Annotated in this window: 11 protein-coding genes; 6 read left to right on the top strand and 5 right to left on the bottom strand. The window is 43.9% G+C overall.

Annotated features, from left to right (window positions below):
* Both FPZ43_RS03430 and FPZ43_RS03425 read right to left on the bottom strand, forming a co-directional pair.
* Entirely contained in the window at positions 1–969 is a 969-nt protein-coding gene (locus tag FPZ43_RS03430; protein WP_146380433.1) for a glycosyltransferase, read from the bottom strand.
* Positions 914–2,695: a carbamoyltransferase family protein gene (locus tag FPZ43_RS03425; protein ID WP_146380432.1), complete on the bottom strand. Its 1,782-nt coding sequence runs from the start codon at positions 2,693–2,695 to the stop codon at positions 914–916. The genes FPZ43_RS03430 and FPZ43_RS03425 overlap by 56 nt, the downstream gene beginning before the upstream one ends.
* A 350-nt stretch (positions 2,696–3,045) precedes the next feature.
* On the opposite strand from FPZ43_RS03425, the gene FPZ43_RS03420 reads away from it, so the two are divergent.
* The 5 genes from FPZ43_RS03420 (at position 3,046) to FPZ43_RS03400 (ending at position 7,712) form a co-directional block, all read left to right on the top strand.
* A complete protein-coding gene (locus FPZ43_RS03420; protein WP_222430918.1) occupies positions 3,046–4,254 on the top strand; it encodes a PQQ-dependent sugar dehydrogenase in 1,209 nt (402 codons plus the stop codon).
* A gap of 2 nt (positions 4,255–4,256) precedes the next feature.
* Positions 4,257–5,222: an SMP-30/gluconolactonase/LRE family protein gene (locus FPZ43_RS03415; RefSeq protein ID WP_146380431.1), complete on the top strand. Its 966-nt coding sequence runs from the start codon at positions 4,257–4,259 to the stop codon at positions 5,220–5,222.
* Positions 5,223–5,320: 98 nt separating this feature from the next.
* A complete protein-coding gene (locus FPZ43_RS03410) occupies positions 5,321–6,103 on the top strand; it encodes an SDR family NAD(P)-dependent oxidoreductase (RefSeq protein ID WP_146380430.1) in 783 nt (260 codons plus the stop codon).
* Between the two features lie 86 nt (positions 6,104–6,189).
* On the top strand, positions 6,190–7,176 hold the full coding sequence (locus FPZ43_RS03405; protein ID WP_146380429.1) for an SDR family oxidoreductase: 987 nt from the start codon (positions 6,190–6,192) through the stop codon (positions 7,174–7,176).
* 44 nt (positions 7,177–7,220) lie between these two features.
* On the top strand, positions 7,221–7,712 hold the full coding sequence (locus FPZ43_RS03400; protein WP_146380428.1) for a CinA family protein: 492 nt from the start codon (positions 7,221–7,223) through the stop codon (positions 7,710–7,712).
* Between the two features lie 102 nt (positions 7,713–7,814).
* Here the strand turns inward: FPZ43_RS03400 and treY are convergent, their stop codons facing one another.
* The 3 genes from treY to glgX are packed head-to-tail and all read right to left on the bottom strand — an operon-like array spanning position 7,815 to position 15,676.
* Positions 7,815–11,762: a malto-oligosyltrehalose synthase gene (treY, locus tag FPZ43_RS03395; RefSeq protein WP_146380427.1), complete on the bottom strand. Its 3,948-nt coding sequence runs from the start codon at positions 11,760–11,762 to the stop codon at positions 7,815–7,817.
* Between the two features lies 1 nt (position 11,763).
* Entirely contained in the window at positions 11,764–13,554 is a 1,791-nt protein-coding gene (treZ, locus tag FPZ43_RS03390) for a malto-oligosyltrehalose trehalohydrolase (RefSeq protein ID WP_146380426.1), read from the bottom strand.
* On the bottom strand, positions 13,547–15,676 hold the full coding sequence (gene glgX, locus FPZ43_RS03385; RefSeq protein ID WP_146380425.1) for a glycogen debranching protein GlgX: 2,130 nt from the start codon (positions 15,674–15,676) through the stop codon (positions 13,547–13,549). The genes treZ and glgX overlap by 8 nt, the downstream gene beginning before the upstream one ends.
* Before the next feature lie 382 nt (positions 15,677–16,058).
* On the opposite strand from glgX, the gene FPZ43_RS03380 reads away from it, so the two are divergent.
* A complete protein-coding gene (locus FPZ43_RS03380; protein ID WP_146380424.1) occupies positions 16,059–17,798 on the top strand; it encodes a thiamine pyrophosphate-dependent enzyme in 1,740 nt (579 codons plus the stop codon).
* Positions 17,799–17,842: the final 44 nt, after the last annotated feature.

The raw sequence follows: 17,842 nt of genomic DNA, 5'->3' as shown, positions 1-17,842 counted from the left end.
TTAAATGTATAATACATGGTATTTAGCAGCGCCATACCATTGCCAAAAAATGGAAACAAATGGAATTACTGCAGAGGTAACAATCATTTCTGAAATATGATTTAAACTAAGTTTAGTTGAATAAAGGCGCTTAAATATAAAATACCCGGTAAGTGCTGCCCAAAACGCCAAGCCTATACTTGCCAATTGGTTATGCCCTATAACAACGCCGATAAGCATTGTGAGGAAGGATAATATGATAGCATAATATAATATAGGCGACCGGGCGCTTATTTTTTTTCGAAACAGAGCGGGGTGTTTTTTATAGAGCAAAGCATCGTATTGCGTTTTCTTTTGCTCTTTTATACTCACACCCCAAGCCGACTTCCGAACAGGGTGCGTTACAATGGCCGTCTCTACCTTTGTTATTGGTATGTTGTTGTTGATAAACTTAAATTCCAAATCACTGTCTTCGCGCCATGCCATGCTAAATTGTTCGTCGAAGCCGCCTGCCTTTATCAAGGCCTTTTTTGTACAGGCGCAATTAGCCGTTATAAAGTCGGCAGTTTGCAAGTGCGATGTATTAAGCTCATAGTCGGTAGGCCTTTTACTTATCGGTACAATCACTCTGCCCGTAACCACCTGATCCAGGTTAGGGTTGCAATTATTTACAATTTCCCTTAGCCAATGTGCGTGAGGCAGGCAGTCGTCATCTGTAAAAGCTATTATTGTACCCTTTGCGTTTTGCCATCCAAAATTGCGTGCAGCAGCAGGGCCCATCTTTTTGGGTAATGGCAAATATCTCAGAGCAGGATAATCATATCCTGCAAAATCCTGAAATATTTGCTCCGTATCCCTATCCGGGCCATCGCTTACCACTATTATTTCATAATTGCTTCTATCAAAGCTTTGCGCCAGTAGTGCTTTTAAACAATTAATTAGCAGTTTCGGCCTCTTGTAGGTTGGTACCACTATAGATGCGGTTATCATTTCCGGTTTCCTTTTCAATTACAAATGATCCAATTACTAACGCGTCAAATGGCGACGACCAAAAGCATTCAACTGCATCCCTCGGCGTGCAAACAATTGGCTTACCCAGTGTATTAAAAGATGTATTTACAAGCACAGGCACGCCGGTTTTATTTTCAAAGGCTTTAAGCAGATCATAGTAGTCTTTGTGCTGTTGCTCGTTTATTGTCTGGATGCGGGCAGTACCATCTGTGTGTCTAACAGCTGGTATCTTGTCAGCCTTATCTTCCTTTACATCATAAATGAATAGCATGAAAGGGGAGTACTCCGCATTATTAAACCAGTCACTTGCTTTTTCCTGCAATACAACAGGAGCAACCGGCCTAAAGTCTTCGCGATCCTTAACCTCATTTAAACGCGCTTGCATAGCCGGGTTAATTGGCGATGCCAGGATGGAGCGACTACCCAAGGCCCTCGGCCCAAATTCCATGCGGCCCTGATACCAGCCTATAATTTTGTCTTGCGCTAAAATGTCTGCAGTTTCTTCGGCGATGTTTTCCAGTTTGCGGTAATGTACTTTCCAAAGCTTTAGTTGCTTTTCAATCTCTGCATCAGTATATTGCGGCCCCCAGTAGCAATGATCCATTACAAAGGTTTTCTCGTTGCTTTTTCGCTGTTGCGCATCAATCCACAGGGCTGCACCCAAAGCAGTACCGTCATCACCAGAGGCAGGTTGTACCCAAATGTTTTTAAACAGACCTCTATCGCGTATACGGGCATTGGCAACACAGTTTAAAGCCACACCGCCGGCAAGGCACAGGTTTTCTTCGCCGGTTTGTTGTTGCAGCCAGCCGGTAAGTTCAAGCATCGCTTCTTCCAACACCAATTGCATAGAATGTGCTATGTTGAAATGGAAAGCTGTAAACTCTTCATGTCGTAGACGTTTTGGCCCGAAGCGGCCGGTTAAGTTTTGGTTATTTATAGTGTATTGGCCATTGCTCCCTATTTGCACAATTTCCCTAAAATCTTTCACAAATTCGGGTTTCCCATACGATGCCAGGGCCATTACCTTATACTCGTCAGACGAGTGAAGAAAGCCCAAATGTGTTGTTACATCTTCATAAAGCAAGCCTAAAGAATGGGGCAAGTTAACCTGGCCAATGCGGTTTAATTGTTGCCCTGTGCCAACGTTGTACGTAGTAGTCGCCTGCTCTCCGCGGCCGTCAACTGTCATAACAGCAGCAGTTTTGAACGGCGAGCAATTGAATGCGCTGGCGGCATGGGCTATGTGGTGTTCTACAAAGTGCCATTTTTCGCGGCCTATGTTACAGCCAAAGAAGCGTTGCTGCAAATGATGTGGCCAACCATCTCTTAGCTGCCCCGGCGCATTAACTATAGATGATAAAAACAGGGGTTCCCAAGGGTTGCAGAAATCATCATTTAAATGTGAGCGGCCTTCCTCAAACGGAATCTCGATAGTTTCCTTTCCGCGATAGTTTTCGCCAATAAGTAAATATGGGTCGAATGAGTAGGCAATGTTATCTATTTCATTTATGTGGATACCTGCAACCTTCAGGCAGTAATCAATTGCGTGAAAGGGGAGTTCCCAGGTGGAGAACGGGACCGGCCGTTTACCGTGTTTGAAGTGAGTGAAGCGTTCTTCTTCTGTTGCGGCAAGCAATATACCGTCTTTAACAATGCATGCAGCCGAGTCATGAAAGGCCGCGTTAATCCCTAAGGTATACATCAGATGGATAGGTTTTTAAGTAGATGATAAAATTCTAACTCTGTTGCGTCGGATCTGCAGAGGTGTAAATTGATAGTGTATTAATTACGCAACACCATATAAACATCAGTATTGATGTTATAGTTTTAGGAAATATTTTTATTTATCGAATTAATGATGAACGCTGAGACGACATCTGCTTAATCAGCGACAATTAAGCCAAAAACTTCTGTTACCGCCTGTTTAGCAAGCTTCATTAGGCAAAAATCAATTAAGTCACATGGTTTTACCAGTTAAAATATTTTTTTAAAACTATAATTTAACGGCTGATGTTATCACCATGACTTACCAATCTACCGTCACTATTATTTATGATGTTACACAAAATTAAATCTCGACCCTGGCTGCTGTTATTTCCGATCATGTTTGGCAGCTTAAATGCATCAGCTCAAAAAGGCTTACCATCCGAAACACCTTTTACGGCAACGGTTAACACCAGCTATCCTGCGCACGTTGACTTTAAAACGGCAATGGTAAATAAATTGACAGTTCCGGCTGGCATGAAAGTTACTGTGGCCGCATCTGGACTGGGCAAGCCTCGTATTATGGCAATTAATGATAACGGAGGACTTTATGTTACGCGACGCGACGTAGGTGACGTGCTATTGCTTACCGATGAGGACAAAGACGGCAAGTTTGAAACACTTAAACCCGTTTGGACACAGTTTAATGATGTACATGGCATTACCATACATGATGGCTGGCTTTATCTGGTGTCGAGCAAATTACTTAAGCGGGCTAAAATTGCTAATGATGGAATGCTTACCGATACCGCTACCTTGCTTACTGATTTGCCTGACGGCGGACAGCATAACAACCGCATGATTAGTTTTGGTAAGGATGATAAACTTTACATGACTGTTGGCAGCGATTGTAATGATTGCGGTGAAACCAATAAGCAGCACGCAACGATGTTGGTTATGAACGCCGACGGCACCGGCCGCCGCATTTTTGCGAGGGGTTTGCGCAACACCATAGGTTTTGATTGGCAGCCACAAACAGGTGAGATATGGGGTTGCGACAACGGCACCGACTGGAGAGGCGACGAAATACCACCCGAAGAACTTAACAAAATTGTAGATGGCGGCGATTACGGCTGGCCATTGGTTTTTGGCAAACAGCAGGTTGACCCAACACGTGAAGAGCCGCCCGGCAGTACTAAAGCGGCCTACGCTAAAACAACTGTTCCATCGGTTATGGAATTCCCGGCGCATGCAGCACCTATCGACTTTAGATTTTTAGGGGACAAACCGGGCATACCTACGGAATTTAAAAACGATGCAATTGTAGCGTGGCACGGTTCATGGAACCGCAAAAATCCGGAGGGTTATAAGGTGCAGCGCATTCACTTTGTTGATGGTAAACCGGTATCCGTGCACGATTTTTTTTCAGGCTTTTTAACCGATGGCGGAAAGAGCCGCTTTGGTCGACCGGCCGGCCTGTTAATTACAGGTAAAGGAGATATCTACGTGTCTGACGATGAGAATGGTAACATTTACAAACTAGCATCAAACAAATAGTCATGAAAGCAAAAAGATACATAGCTGCTATTTTGTTAACGGGATTATCAAAATTTGCAACAGCACAAACACCAAGAATAGATATTAAAGTAAAAGGCTTGTACCCCGAAGGCACTGTATATGATGCTGCGCAGGCCAAGTTTTTTGTAAGCTCGGTAGTTGACGGTACAATAGGTACGGTTGATAAGCAAGGTAAATACACAAAATTTTATCAGGATAAGAGCATGCGATCTACCTATGGCATGAAGGTAGACGCAAAGCGGAACCGCTTATGGGTTTGCGTGAGCGATGCTAATTATAGCCAATATTCCGACTCATCTACTTTTAAAAAATTGGGCCGCTTAATTGCTTTGGATACTAAAACTGGTAAAAAAGTGGCTGACATTGATTTAGCAAAACTTTACAACGGCAAACACTTCATCAATGATTTAACGCTTGACGAGGCGGGTAACGCTTATGTAACCGACAGCTTTTCGCCTGTAATATACAAAGTTGATGCAAACGGCAAAGCAAGCGTATTAGCACAAAGCGACTTGTGGAAAGGCGAAGATATAGGGCTGAATGGCATAGTTTACAACCCTGCAGGTTTTTTGCTAGTTGCTGATGGGCGTGCTGGCGCTATATATAAAGTAGATATCAAGAATGCTAAGGCGATTAACAAGGTTAAAATTGACCAGTTTTTGCCCGGAGCTGACGGTATGTTACTACAGGATAATAACACAATTGTATTAGTACAGAATAAGGGTGTGGATAAGATTTTTCAGATCTATAGCATAGATAATTGGCAGACAGCGAAAATTAAAGCCGCTACCGCAGCTACAGATCGTTTTCAACAACCAAGTACAGCCACTATGGCCGATGGGAAAATTTTTGTGCTCAACTCAAAATTAAACGAATTGGCCGACCCAACCAAAAAGCCTTCTATTTCATTCCCATTGCAGGAGGCTGTGTTCAAACCCGCCGAGTAAGCATTATATTTTAATGAAATCAATCTATTATAAACGCTTTTTTAAGAAGTCATAGTAATTAAACTGAAAGCTTTCGTCAAACAAATAAAACATCAACTATGGAAACTAACAAAACAGCCCTTATAACCGGGGCAACCAGCGGGATAGGTAAAGAGTTGGCAAAACTTTTCGCTGCTAATAAATACAATTTAATAATTGTGGCGCGCGATCAGGCCGAGCTTGATGCCACCGCTGCGGAACTCAATCAAACCGGCGTAAATGTAACTACGATAGCCAAGGATTTGTCCGATCTGGAACAAGTGAAAGCCTTGTGCGCCGATGTTAACCAGCAGGTTGATGTATTGGTTAACAATGCAGGCCAGGGCGCCTATGGCTTGTTCAAAGACAACGACCTTGAGAAAGAGCTCAATATCATCAATTTAAACATTGGCGCAACGGTGATACTAACCAAGCACTTTGTGAAGCAAATGGCTGCCCGCGGCGACGGTAAAATACTTAATCTTGGCTCAATTGCCGGTAAGGTTCCAGGTCCTTGGCAAGCCGTTTACCATGGAACAAAGGCCTTTGTGCTGTCATTTACCTCGGCAATCAGGGAAGAATTAAAAGATTCGGGTGTTACGCTTACGTCATTGATGCCGGGTGTTACCGACACCGATTTTTTTAATAAGGCGGAGATGAATGATAGTAAAGTAGTGCAAGATCCGGAAGCAATGGCCGATCCCGCGGATGTAGCCAAGGATGGATACGAAGCGTTGATGTCTGGCGAGGACCGTATAATATCCGGCTTCAAAAATAAGGTTCAGATAGGTATGAGTAATGTGATACCTGATAGTGCAGCCGCCCATATGATGAATGAACAACAAAAGCCGGCGGATAAATAAACACCCGGCTATATCTGTTATTGAAGGGCTGCCGCGTTGCAGCCCTTTATTATAAAACAGAAGTTTTTAAAAGCGGTTATTAGAATATGAATTTATTTGACAAGCTAAATGGCAAAACCATAGTGATAACAGGCGCTTCAAGTGGCGCAGGCAGAGCGGCTGCATACCAATTTGCGCAGCAAGGTGCATGGTTGGTGTTGGCATCCCGCAATGAAGCAGCGTTGAATGAAGTAGCTGAAGAATGTCGCGAATTAGGGGCAAATGTCTTGGTTGTTCCCACAGATGTAACCGACGCTAAAGCAATGATCGCATTAGCTAATGCTGCTGATAATTGGCAAGGCAAAGTTGATGTATGGATAAATAATGCCGGTGTTTTGGCTGCGGGCGACTTCGACAAAACGCCGATGGCCGTGCACAAACAAGTTATTGAGATCAATTTATTGGGATATATGAATGGCGCCCATGCCATTTTACCCATCTACAAAAAACAGGGCTACGGTACAATTATTAATAATATTTCAATAGGCGGCTTTTTACCTGTACCGCACGGTGCCGGTTACACGGCCAGTAAGTTTGCGCTGCGAGGCTTTTCGGAAGCATTGAAAGGAGAACTTGCAGGTTGGAAATCGATATATGTGTGTGATCTGTTCCCTGCATTTTTGGACACTCCGGGGATTGAACACGCGGCTAATTACACAGGTAAAGCGCTAAAGCCGGCTCCGCCGGTGTATGATCCAAACAGGCTTGCGGAGGCTATGATTAAGGTGGCTGCCAACCCATCAGCTAATACTTATGTAGGTAGTGCATCTTTATTGCTCAAGGCCGGACATGCTTTGATGCCCGAATTAATGACTAAGTTGACAGGCCTATTTATGCGCGGTTATTTTAAGACAGCTGCGCCTATTGAATTAACCGACGGTAATATTTTTAATACAGTTGATTACGGGATGAGCACCCATGGCCGGTTTGGTTACCCAGGTAAACCAAAGGCCCATCGCAAGTATATAGCGGCAGGGTTATTAGGCGTTGCCTCATTGGCTTTGCTGGCAATATTGCCAAGTTCGAAGAAGTAAATCAGATTGAATTTATTTTTGTAAAACACCAATTGAATAATAAAATGGCTGATAGCAGGATAGATGAGTGTGCAGAATTAATGGCCAATAAAGGTTTAACGATAGCCTTTGCAGAGAGTGCTACCGCCGGCTGGTTATGTTCGGAATTTGCATTGACACCGTATTCCGGAAAGGTGCTTATAGGCGGCATTGCCTGTTACGATGCCTCGTTAAAAGTATCGTTATTGAAAGTGCCGCAAAGCCTTATAGATGACTTTACGCCCGAATCTATGGAGGTTACCAGCGAGATGGCACATCGCCTTTCAGAACTGATTAATGCAGATATTTATGTTACAGTGACCGGCCTAACTACGCCTGGCGGTAGCGAAACCGAAGAAAAGCCTGTAGGTACTATGTTTGTATTTGCATTGATAAACGACAAGCCCGCAAGTTTCAGAAAAGTATTTGAAGGTAGTTGTGAGGATATAATCCGGAAAACCATACACGCCACTGCGGATATGCTTATCAGCGAATTGAGTGATGACAGCGCACCCTGAACAATACGTCTCCCATGTCAAAACATGTGATGGGAGATGTATTGTTTGTTTATTCTCTCATAACAGGCGACAAATGCCACTTACCTGCTATATGTTAACAAATTAGACACGGTCAAATTGCAGCGTCCACTTTCTCATCTTTTTAACAGGCATTTCTGCAAGTTGTTCATCGGTAAGTTGCCATGTCCAGTTGGATCCATTACCGGCTGGAGTATTCATTCTGCTTGTCTCATCCAGTTCAAGCCAATCCTGCATTGGTATAACAGCCCGGTCACAAACAGAAGCCATCGCTGCCCTTATCATGGTCTTGACTATGTTTTTCTCATTTACATCCACGCCAAGATATTTTTTCAAATTTTTAGCCGTCACCTTATCGGCATCTTGCCTAAACCAGCCGAGTGTGGTATTGTTATCATGGGTGCCGGTGTAAACTATATAATTCGCCTGATGATGGTGTGGTACATGGCCGGACGTTGCAATATCATCACCAAATGCAAACTGTAAAACCTTCATGCCGGGCAGGTTATAGCTATCTTTCAGTTCTATTACTTCATCATCAATTTCGCCGAGGTCTTCAGCTATTAGAGGCAGCTTTGGGAATGCTTCACTTAGTTTTTCAAAAAAATCCTGCCCTGGCGCTGTAACCCACTTGCCATTAATAGCAGTTTGCTCGTTTGCAGGGACTGCCCAATAGGCGGCAAATGCCCGGAAATGATCAAGCCTAAGCAAGTCATACCAATCCAGGTTTTTGCTTATCCTTTTTATCCACCAGTTGTAACCATCGGCTTTATGCTTATCCCAATTATAAACAGGCATCCCCCAGCGCTGACCTTCTTCATTAAAATAATCGGGCGGCACGCCGGATACATTTACCATATCAAAGTTTTCATCCAACTCAAACAACTGAGGCATCGCCCAAACATCTGCCGAATCGTAACTGATATAAATAGGCAGATCTCCTAATATTTCAATGCCTTGTTTGTTGCAGTACTGTTTTAGGTTGTTCCACTGCTTTGTGAAAATAAATTGCAGCCATTTAACCTTTTCAAGTTCCTGCGAATGATGCTCAATTAGTTCGGTAAGGGCATTTTTTTCACGCAGTTTGTAAACATCGGGCCAGCTATGCCATGGCGCTTGATCATGGATACGCTTTAAGACGCTGTAAAGCGCATAATCATCTAACCAATCGCATTCACGGCTGCAAAATAAATCAAATTCATTTTTTAACGCTTCGGTTGGATGGTTGCTGTAAACGTCCCATGCTCTGTCAAGCAAGGTTTGCTTTATACTTTCGGCCGTGTCAAAGTCAACAAAGCCGCTAATCTGGGTTTCAACCACACTTAGATCGGTAGTGGTTAGCAATCCCTCTTCAACTAACAGGGCAGGGCTTATCAACATTACGTTACCTGCCTGGCTTGATATAGCGCTGTAGGGCGAAAAGCTATCGGTCGCACTTACGGCATTTAACGGCAATATTTGCCAGCAACGCTGGTAACTTTTACTAAGTAAATCGGCAAATTGCCTGGCCTCGGTGCCAAAATCACCAATGCCAAATTTAGAAGGCAATGATGTAATATGCAGCAAAACACCTGCACTTCGTTTATTATCAGAATTGGAAAGGCGCAATACTGCAACCGGCATGTCTTTCAATATTGTACTGATCTCTAGTTCACTACCTGCAACACCTTTAACATCTGTTAAGGTATTGATGTATGCTACTGGGGCGGTTGCTGGGAAGTTTACATATGTGTTTTTCAGATCAGTTTCTGCGCGTGTTGGTACAACCGTTACAATCCATTCGTTATTATATACCCGTGCAAACGCTATAGCATCATCAGCATGTTTACCTGTTAACTCAAGCGGTATGTAATCGCCCTTTGCAAAAACTTCGCTATGGCTTGCCCTTAAGCTTAGTAAAGACTGGGCCAGTCGTGCTTTGATGGCGCCATTAAAAGGAGTTTCCCAAAGTTCGCCCAAATCGGTGTCTTTGTCGCCAAGACACTTTCGGCGCAACTCATAATCAACCGGGCGACGGTTGTCTGGATCAACCATACTTAAATCCCAAAGTTCGCAACCTTGGTATATATCCGGTACACCCGGGCAGGTTAGCTTTAATGTTAGCTGCGCAAGCGAATTTACCACACCCAGTCGGCAAACTTTTTTATGAAAATCCGTGAAGCTTTGCCAAAATAGTTTGTCAGCGTCCAATAAGCTTAAGGCAAAATCTATCGTAGCCTTCTCGTAATCCTCGTTAGGTGCCGTCCAATTGGTAAATCTTTTTGCCTCTCGAAGGGCTTTTTGCAAATAGTCTGTCAGCCGTTGCTTAAAATCATCTTCAGGTTGGCCCGGCATTGGGTATGAGCCAATGAGCGTTTGATAAATAAAGTATTCATCGTTCGCATCCGGTTGGTTATCTTGTATCGCTGGCGCATTAAGCTCGCGCCACTCTGTAACCTTGGCTTTCCATTCTGCGGCTATTGTACTTAGAACGTTTAGCCGGGCGCGTGCACCTTCTCCGTGTTTTGTATCATGGGTGGCTGTAGCATTTAGTGCCAATGGCCATTTTGCCTGGCGTTCCTGCATAAGCGTATGGAAGTCTTTAACTTTAAGCCCAAACGCGTCCGGAGAATCACCAACCTCATTGTGCCCAACAAAGCGGTTATATGTATACATCAGCGTATCTTCAACGCCTTTAGCCATCAACGGCCCGCTAAATTGCATGCAGCGCCTGTAAAAGTTTACGATGTTTTCATCGGCGCTGTCAGCATTAATAAGTGGGGCAAGGTTAGTTGCCTTAATATCTTCTATAATATCTGCCAGTTTTTTTTGCTCGTCAGGGTCAAGAGGCCAGCTGTTTCCATAAAATCTATAAACCGGGAAGCTCACCAATAAACGGGCAATATCTTCCTTAATAGCTTTAAAATCATCTGCCTTACCCAAATTTAGTTCAATAAAATAATTAGTTAAATTATTGAGCTCTCCATTCATGTGAGTGGTGAGAATGAGATTTTTTTTCAGCGGCACCTGGTTTTCAACCGATTGTTTGTCGCCGGTGAGTTCCTGGTAAAATTTAGTCAATGTTTTTTCGGTATCCGGGTTTGTAAACAAGTTGTTTACATGTGCCAAAAAATCATAACCCGTGGTGCCCTGTATGGGCCAATTGGGCAACTGCTCACCCTGTTCTAATATCTTCTCAGCAATAATATACGTGTCGGGGCCGGCCAGTTCTCGCAGGCGTTTAAGGTATTGATCAGGATCGTATAAACCGTCGATATGATCAATACGTAAGCCTTGGATGATATCTTCTTTAAGCAACGAAGCTATTAACTGGTGATAATGGTCAAATACTTCTTTGTGCTGAATGTTGATGCAGATAAGACTGTTCACCGTAAAAAACCGGCGGAAATTTATAGTATTGTCAGTTTCTTCCCAACTGCAAAGCCTGTAATATTGCTGGTTTGCGATGGCTTTTAATTTTTCTTTGTCATGGTTGATAGTCTCTAAAGCTGACACATCCAGGTCAACAGTTGAGGCTTCATTAATCGGCCATAGCTGGTCGGCATAAGCAAACCAAAACTCATTATCTTGATGCACAACTTTAAGGTCGCCTTGTTCAACAACATCATCGAGGCTACTGCCTAAAAATGGAACCATGATAGGCCCTTTAAAAAAGGAACCATCAGCAAGGCTTTGGTCAAAGTAGTTACGGTAAGGCGATGCCGGTCCGTTTCTAAGCAAATCCATCAACCAGTGGTTATTATGATGGAAAGCCATGTGGTTAGGTACAATATCCTGTAACCAGCTCATGCCAAAGCCTTTTAATTTTTTGCTTATGGCTTTTAGCTGTTCCAACGTTCCAATTTCAGGGTTAATAGTTAGCGGGTCGGTGCCATCATATCCGTGATTGCTACCAGGTACCGCGCTGAAAATAGGAGAAGCATACAGCGTTTTAATACCAAGATCTGCCAAATAAGGAATAATCTGTTCAAGGTGATCAAATGTAAAATCTTTATGAAACTGTATGCGATAGGTAGAAACCGGATTAAACATATTAGTTGGTATATATGATAACTGATTGTGGTTGTAGTTGATTCTCTGATTGGGAATTTGTTGACGAAGAGTTCAGCGCAATAGTAAAGTTGCCCTCGGGTGGCACAAATGATTGCGCTTCATCCGAAAAGTTCATGTAGCAATAAACCTGATTTTGTCCTTCCCAACGATACAGACGTAGCGTTTGCGCACTTTCATCGAACTCAACAGCCAGGTTTTCGCGATTATAGCCGTGCAGTGCTGGTATACTTTTCCGTAGTTGGATGAGTTGCTTGTAGTAGCCCAGCATAGTTTGGTGGTGTATACCATTCAGGCTATCCCAATTGAGTTTCGATTGTTCGAAAGTATCCTCGGCTTGCGGGTCAGGTGCTTCACCCTCGCTATGAAAGGCCTTAAATTCATCCTTTCGCCCTTTGCGTACCGCCTCGATGAGTTCCTTATCGGTATGGCTTACAAAATATAAGAAAGGTTTTTGCTCGCTGTATTCTTCGCCCATAAATAGCATTGGCAAATAGGGGCTAACCATTACTGCCGCCGCCATAAGCTTCTGCATCTCGAAGCTAAATAGGGTACTGCTGCGTTCGCCCAGCATGCGGTTACCTACATGATCATGGTTTTGTGAGAAAGCCACAAATTGCCAGCCGGGATTATTTGTTTTCGTTCCAAAAGTTTTTTGTCTTTTTGGCGAATAGACGCCATCGTACACATAGGCATCCTTATAAGCCTTAGCCAGGTGCTGCAGACCGTTAAAATCCGAATAATAACCGTTTCTGTCGCCGCCGACCGTAACACGCAAAGCGTGGTGAAACTCATCTATCCATTGTGCATGCATACCAAAGCCATGGTTATCTATCGGGTCGATAAAGCGTTTGTCGTTTAAGTCAAATTCAATAATCAAATAGTGGGTTTTTCCGGTTTTAGACATTAGCTCGTCAACAGCTTCGCGCATTTCCTGCAGAATGTGCTTTGGGCTGAAATCTTTAATGGCGTGTACAGCATCTAAGCGTAATGCATCAATGCCAAAATCGCGAAACCACATCAATACGTTTTGCACAAAGTAATTGCGAACCTCGTCGCAACCGGCGTCATCAAAGTTTACCGCATTGCCCCACGGTGTATTATATTTCTGGGTAAAGTATGGGCCGAACTCGTTAAAATAGTTTCCTTCAGGGCCAACATGATTGTACACTACATCCAGAATTACCGCGAGGCCATGCTGATGACAAGCGTTAACCAAATTAAACAGTGCTTCCGGGCCGCCGTAGGAGTTTTGCACAGCGTAGGGAAACACGCCATCATAGCCCCAATTACGTTCGCCTGGAAACTGCGCCACCGGCATAATCTCGATGGCTGTTATGCCTAATTCCTTTAAATACGGCAGCTTATTTTCAATATCGGCGAATGTGCCATCGGGCGTAAATGTTCCCGTGTGTAGTTCATAAATGATGTAGTCCGTCAGCGGCAAATTGTTCCAATCTGCTGCTTCCTTGCGGTATGCTGCCAAATCTATTGCCTGCGATGGGCCATGCACACCGTCCGGCTGAGATCTTGAAGCAGGATCGGGCAGTTCATCGGTGCCATTTAAAATGAATTTATACTTATCAAGCGGCTTAAGTTTTGAAGTGTTAAGCGTCCAGTAGCCTTTGTCAGCTTTATTCAAAGAAATACCACCCTCTTCATCTATCTTAATAGATACGTCTTCTGCTTTTGGGGCCCAAAGCACAATTTGCGCTTCGCCGTTTTGTGAAAATGTAACTCCGGGTACCAATTTGTTTTTGTAAGAATTATCCATAAATAATTTTATTGCATAACACCATTACCGATCGACCTTCAACAATAATACTATTGCCGGTATGCAAGTTTTGTTCCTCAATTTCATCATTACTTGTATCTAATACAATTTGCCAGTCTTTCGCGCTTAGAAAGCCCGGAAGAGTGTAGCTGATAGGTTCGTAATGCGCATTAAACATGATGTAAAAGTTGTCGTCTTTAATGGGCACACCCTGTTGGTCGCTTGCATGCAAGCCAAGTCCGTTTAAGTAAATGCCTAACGAGCGTGCAAAGTCATGATCCCAATGGTGGTCTTCCATTTCGGTCCCCTCCGGTAAAAACCAGGCAATGTCTCCCGGGCCTTTACCCTTAACAGGCTTACCCTTAAACCACCTTCGGCGGCGGAAAATCGGGTGATTTTTTCTCAGCGTTATTAATTTGCTTGTAAATGAAAGTAATTGCTCATCAGCGTTGTTCCAATTGAGCCAGGATATTTCATTGTCCTGGCAATAGGCATTATTGTTACCCTGCTGCGTGCGCCCAAATTCATCGCCGGCGACCAACATAGGTACCCCCTGCGATAGAAAAAGCGTTGCCAAAAGGTTGCGCTTTTGCCTGTTTCGAAGCTTTATAATTTCCGGGTCATCAGTAGGGCCTTCAACGCCGCAGTTCCAGGAACTGTTATGGCTTTCACCATCATTGTTTCCTTCACCGTTAGCTTCATTATGTTTTTCATTGTACGATACCAGGTCGTTCAGTGTAAAGCCATCATGAGCAGTTATAAAGTTAATGCTGGCCGTTGGTTTACGGAATTCCTCCTGGTAAAGATCTGGGCTGCCGGTAAAACGCTGCCCAAACTCACCAAGCATGCTATCGGCACCAATCCAATAATCGCGGATACAATCTCTGAACCTGCCGTTCCACTCACCCCATCCCGGCGGAAAGTTGCCTACCTGGTAACCACCTTCACCCACATCCCATGGTTCGGCAATCAGCTTCACCTGCGATATAATGGGATCCTGATAAATGATATCAAAAAAGCCACTCAACCTGTTTACCTCATGCAACTCGCGGGCAAGTGTAGCGGCTAAATCAAACCTGAAACCATCCACGTGCATTTCTGTAATCCAGTAACGTAAGCTATCCATAATGTAACGTAGCACATTTGGTAGCATGGCGTTCAGCGTATTGCCCGTGCCTGTGTAATCCATGTAGTACCGGTTATCGTTATCAACCAGCCGATAATAAGCCGAGTTGTCAATCCCTTTTAAAGACAATGTCGGGCCCATATGGTTGCCTTCGCCTGTGTGATTATAAACCACATCAAGGATCACTTCAATACCGGCCGCGTGCAGGTTTTTTACCATTTGCTTAAATTCCTGCACCTGTTGGCCTTTGTCTACATTGCCGGCATAACGTATATCGGGCGCAAAAAAACCTACGGTATTATACCCCCAATAATTTGTAAGCCCTTTTTCTACCAGGTGTCTGTCGGCTACAAAATGATGTACCGGCAATAGCTCAACTGCAGTTATACCCAAGTTTGTTAAATGCTCGATACAGGCAGGGTGACCAATAGCTGCGTATGTTCCCCGGATATCTTCCGGAATGTCGGGATGTAATTGTGTGAAACCCTTAACATGCGTTTCATAAATTACCGACTGATGGTAGGGAGTACGGGGCGGCTTGTCATCACCCCAATCAAAAGCAGAATCTACAATTACAGATTTTGGCATGTAGGGCGAACTGTCTAATTCGCTAAAGCTTAGGTCAAGCGCAGGGTCGCCAATTTTGTAGGCGAACAGCGAATCGTGCCAGTTGATTGTTCCAGAGATTGCTTTTGCATAAGGGTCAATCAATAATTTATTGCCGTTAAACCTGTACCCGTTTTGCGGCTCATATGGGCCGTATACACGGTAGCCATAGTATTGCCCCGGACGGGCTTCTGGCAAGTAGCAATGCCATATCTGGTGTATACGTTCGGTTAAATTTATTCTTACCTCAGGTTCTTTACTGTCGGGGTCCGAATCAAAAAAACAAAGTTCAACACGGGTAGCATTTTCGGAGTATAGTGCGAAGTTAACGCCGTTTCCGTCCCAGGTTGCCCCAAGCGGATAGGGTTTTCCGGGATATATTTTTGTCATGCATTTATAATGCACGTATTCTCAAAATTGTTTTAAAAGGAAAATATTTATTTAGAAATTAAATAATGTCGTTGACTGGTAAATTCAAGAAGTGAAAACGGCTAGAAAGAACCCTACCTAAAGTGGTAACTGCAGTACATCATATTATAAGCCTGTACCGTATAGAAGCATTGTTTTCATATTTAGAACAGCTTTTTCTGATGAATCTTTAATACAAAAATGAGTAGGGTAGTAAATTAGCGATATATAGTCACTTATAGCATTTCCCAAGTGTTGCAAATAGCTGATTTTTAGAGTTTTGTTGAGTGGATTGCCTATTGATAAAGATAGGCGCAAACATGCGGGGCCGCGACCCGTTAAGTTAATTATAAAACGATACAAAATGTCAAAAAACGTAGCAAAGCAATTGGTAGATATGCTGGTGGCAGCAGGAATAAAACGTGTTTATGCAGTAACCGGCGATAGCCTTAACGAGTTAAATGACGCTGTGCATTCAACGCCGGGCATTCAATGGATACATGTGCGGCATGAAGAAGCCGGTGCCTTCGCGGCGGCCGCCGAGAGTGAGCTGACAGGCCTGGCGTGTTGCGCCGGTAGTAGTGGGCCTGGACACGTACACCTGATAAACGGTTTGTACGATGCACATCGCTCAGGGACGCCGGTGTTGGCCATAGCCTCGACATGTGCCACCACAGAGTTTGGCAGCGACTATTTCCAGGAAACTAACACTATAAAACTTTTTGAGGATTGCAGTCACTACAATCAAATTGCAGCCTCTCCGGCACAATTAGCAAGAATGACGCAGGCTGCAATACAACACGCGTTGTACAAACGCGGCGTAGCTGTACTTGGGCTTCCAGGCGACGTAAGTGCCATGGACGCAGTAGAGAACAAGTCGTCCGACGCTAATTACTTCCCTAAGGCTAATATTGTGCCGCACATGACAGAGCTGAGCCAGTTGGCTGCGCTTATAAACAGTAATGCCAAAATCTGTATTTTTTGCGGGATAGGCGCTGCCGATGCGCATGACGAAATTGTAGCGTTAGCCGCAAAAATAAAGGCACCGGTAGGGTACTCGTACAGGGGTAAAATGAGTATCCAGTATGATAATCCGTATGAAGTGGGCATGACAGGCCTTTTAGGATTACCATCTGCTTATCATAGCATGCATGAAAGTGACGTAGTGGTATTGCTGGGTACTGATTTCCCGTATGTGCCATTTATGCCTACTGACAAAATTATTGTTCAGGTTGATATCAATCCCGAGAAACTTGGCCGCAGGGCGAAATTAAACATGGCGCTATACGGCGATATCAAAAGTACAGTGACTGCACTGCTGCCATTGTTGAACGAGAAAAAAGACGACAGCTTTTTAAATGCGCAATTGCATGTGTATGATAAGGTGAAAGAGCACTTGCTAAGCTATGTTGAAGACAAGGGTAAAGTTGATATGATACACCCGGAAGCGGTAGCGTTTGAACTTGATAAACTGGCAACTAACGATGCAATTTTTACGGTTGATACCGGTATGTGCTGTGTTTGGGGTGCGCGTTACATACGCGCTACGGGGCAAAGGCGCATGCTTGGCTCTTTTGTACACGGTTCAATGGCTAACGCGTTACCACAGGCAATAGGTGCTTCGCTGGCTTTGCCGGGCAGGCAGGTGGTGGCCATGTGCGGCGATGGTGGTATATCTATGCTCCTTGGCGATTTGGCTACCATAAAACAATACAATTTACCGGTTAAAATAATAGTATTCAACAACCGCTCGTTAGGAATGGTAAAGTTAGAAATGCAGGTTGCCGGCTTGCCGGATCATGAAACTGATATGGTAAACCCCGACTTTGCGATGATAGCGCAGGCCACCGGCATTAGAGGCATAACCATTAATGATCCTGAAAAGCTTGACGAGTCGCTGGCTGAGGCCTTTGCTTACAACGGCCCCATATTAGTAAACGTTTTTACGGACCCTAATGCATTGGCTATGCCGCCAAAAATTGAATTTAAAATGGTTAAGGGTATGGCTGTGTCTATGACTAAATTAATGCTTGGCGGAAAGTTTGAAGAAGTGCTTGACACTGTAAAATCAAATTACCTGCACATCAAAGATATCAACGACTAATCGGCAAAGTCTTTGAATTTGGAAGGGCGATGGCTAACTAAGTC

The sequence above is a fragment of the Mucilaginibacter pallidiroseus genome, from assembly GCF_007846085.1.
GTDB lineage: Bacteria > Bacteroidota > Bacteroidia > Sphingobacteriales > Sphingobacteriaceae > Mucilaginibacter > Mucilaginibacter pallidiroseus.
The sequence above is the reverse complement of the archived record's forward strand: the minus strand, read 5'-3'. Positions and strand labels throughout refer to the sequence as shown.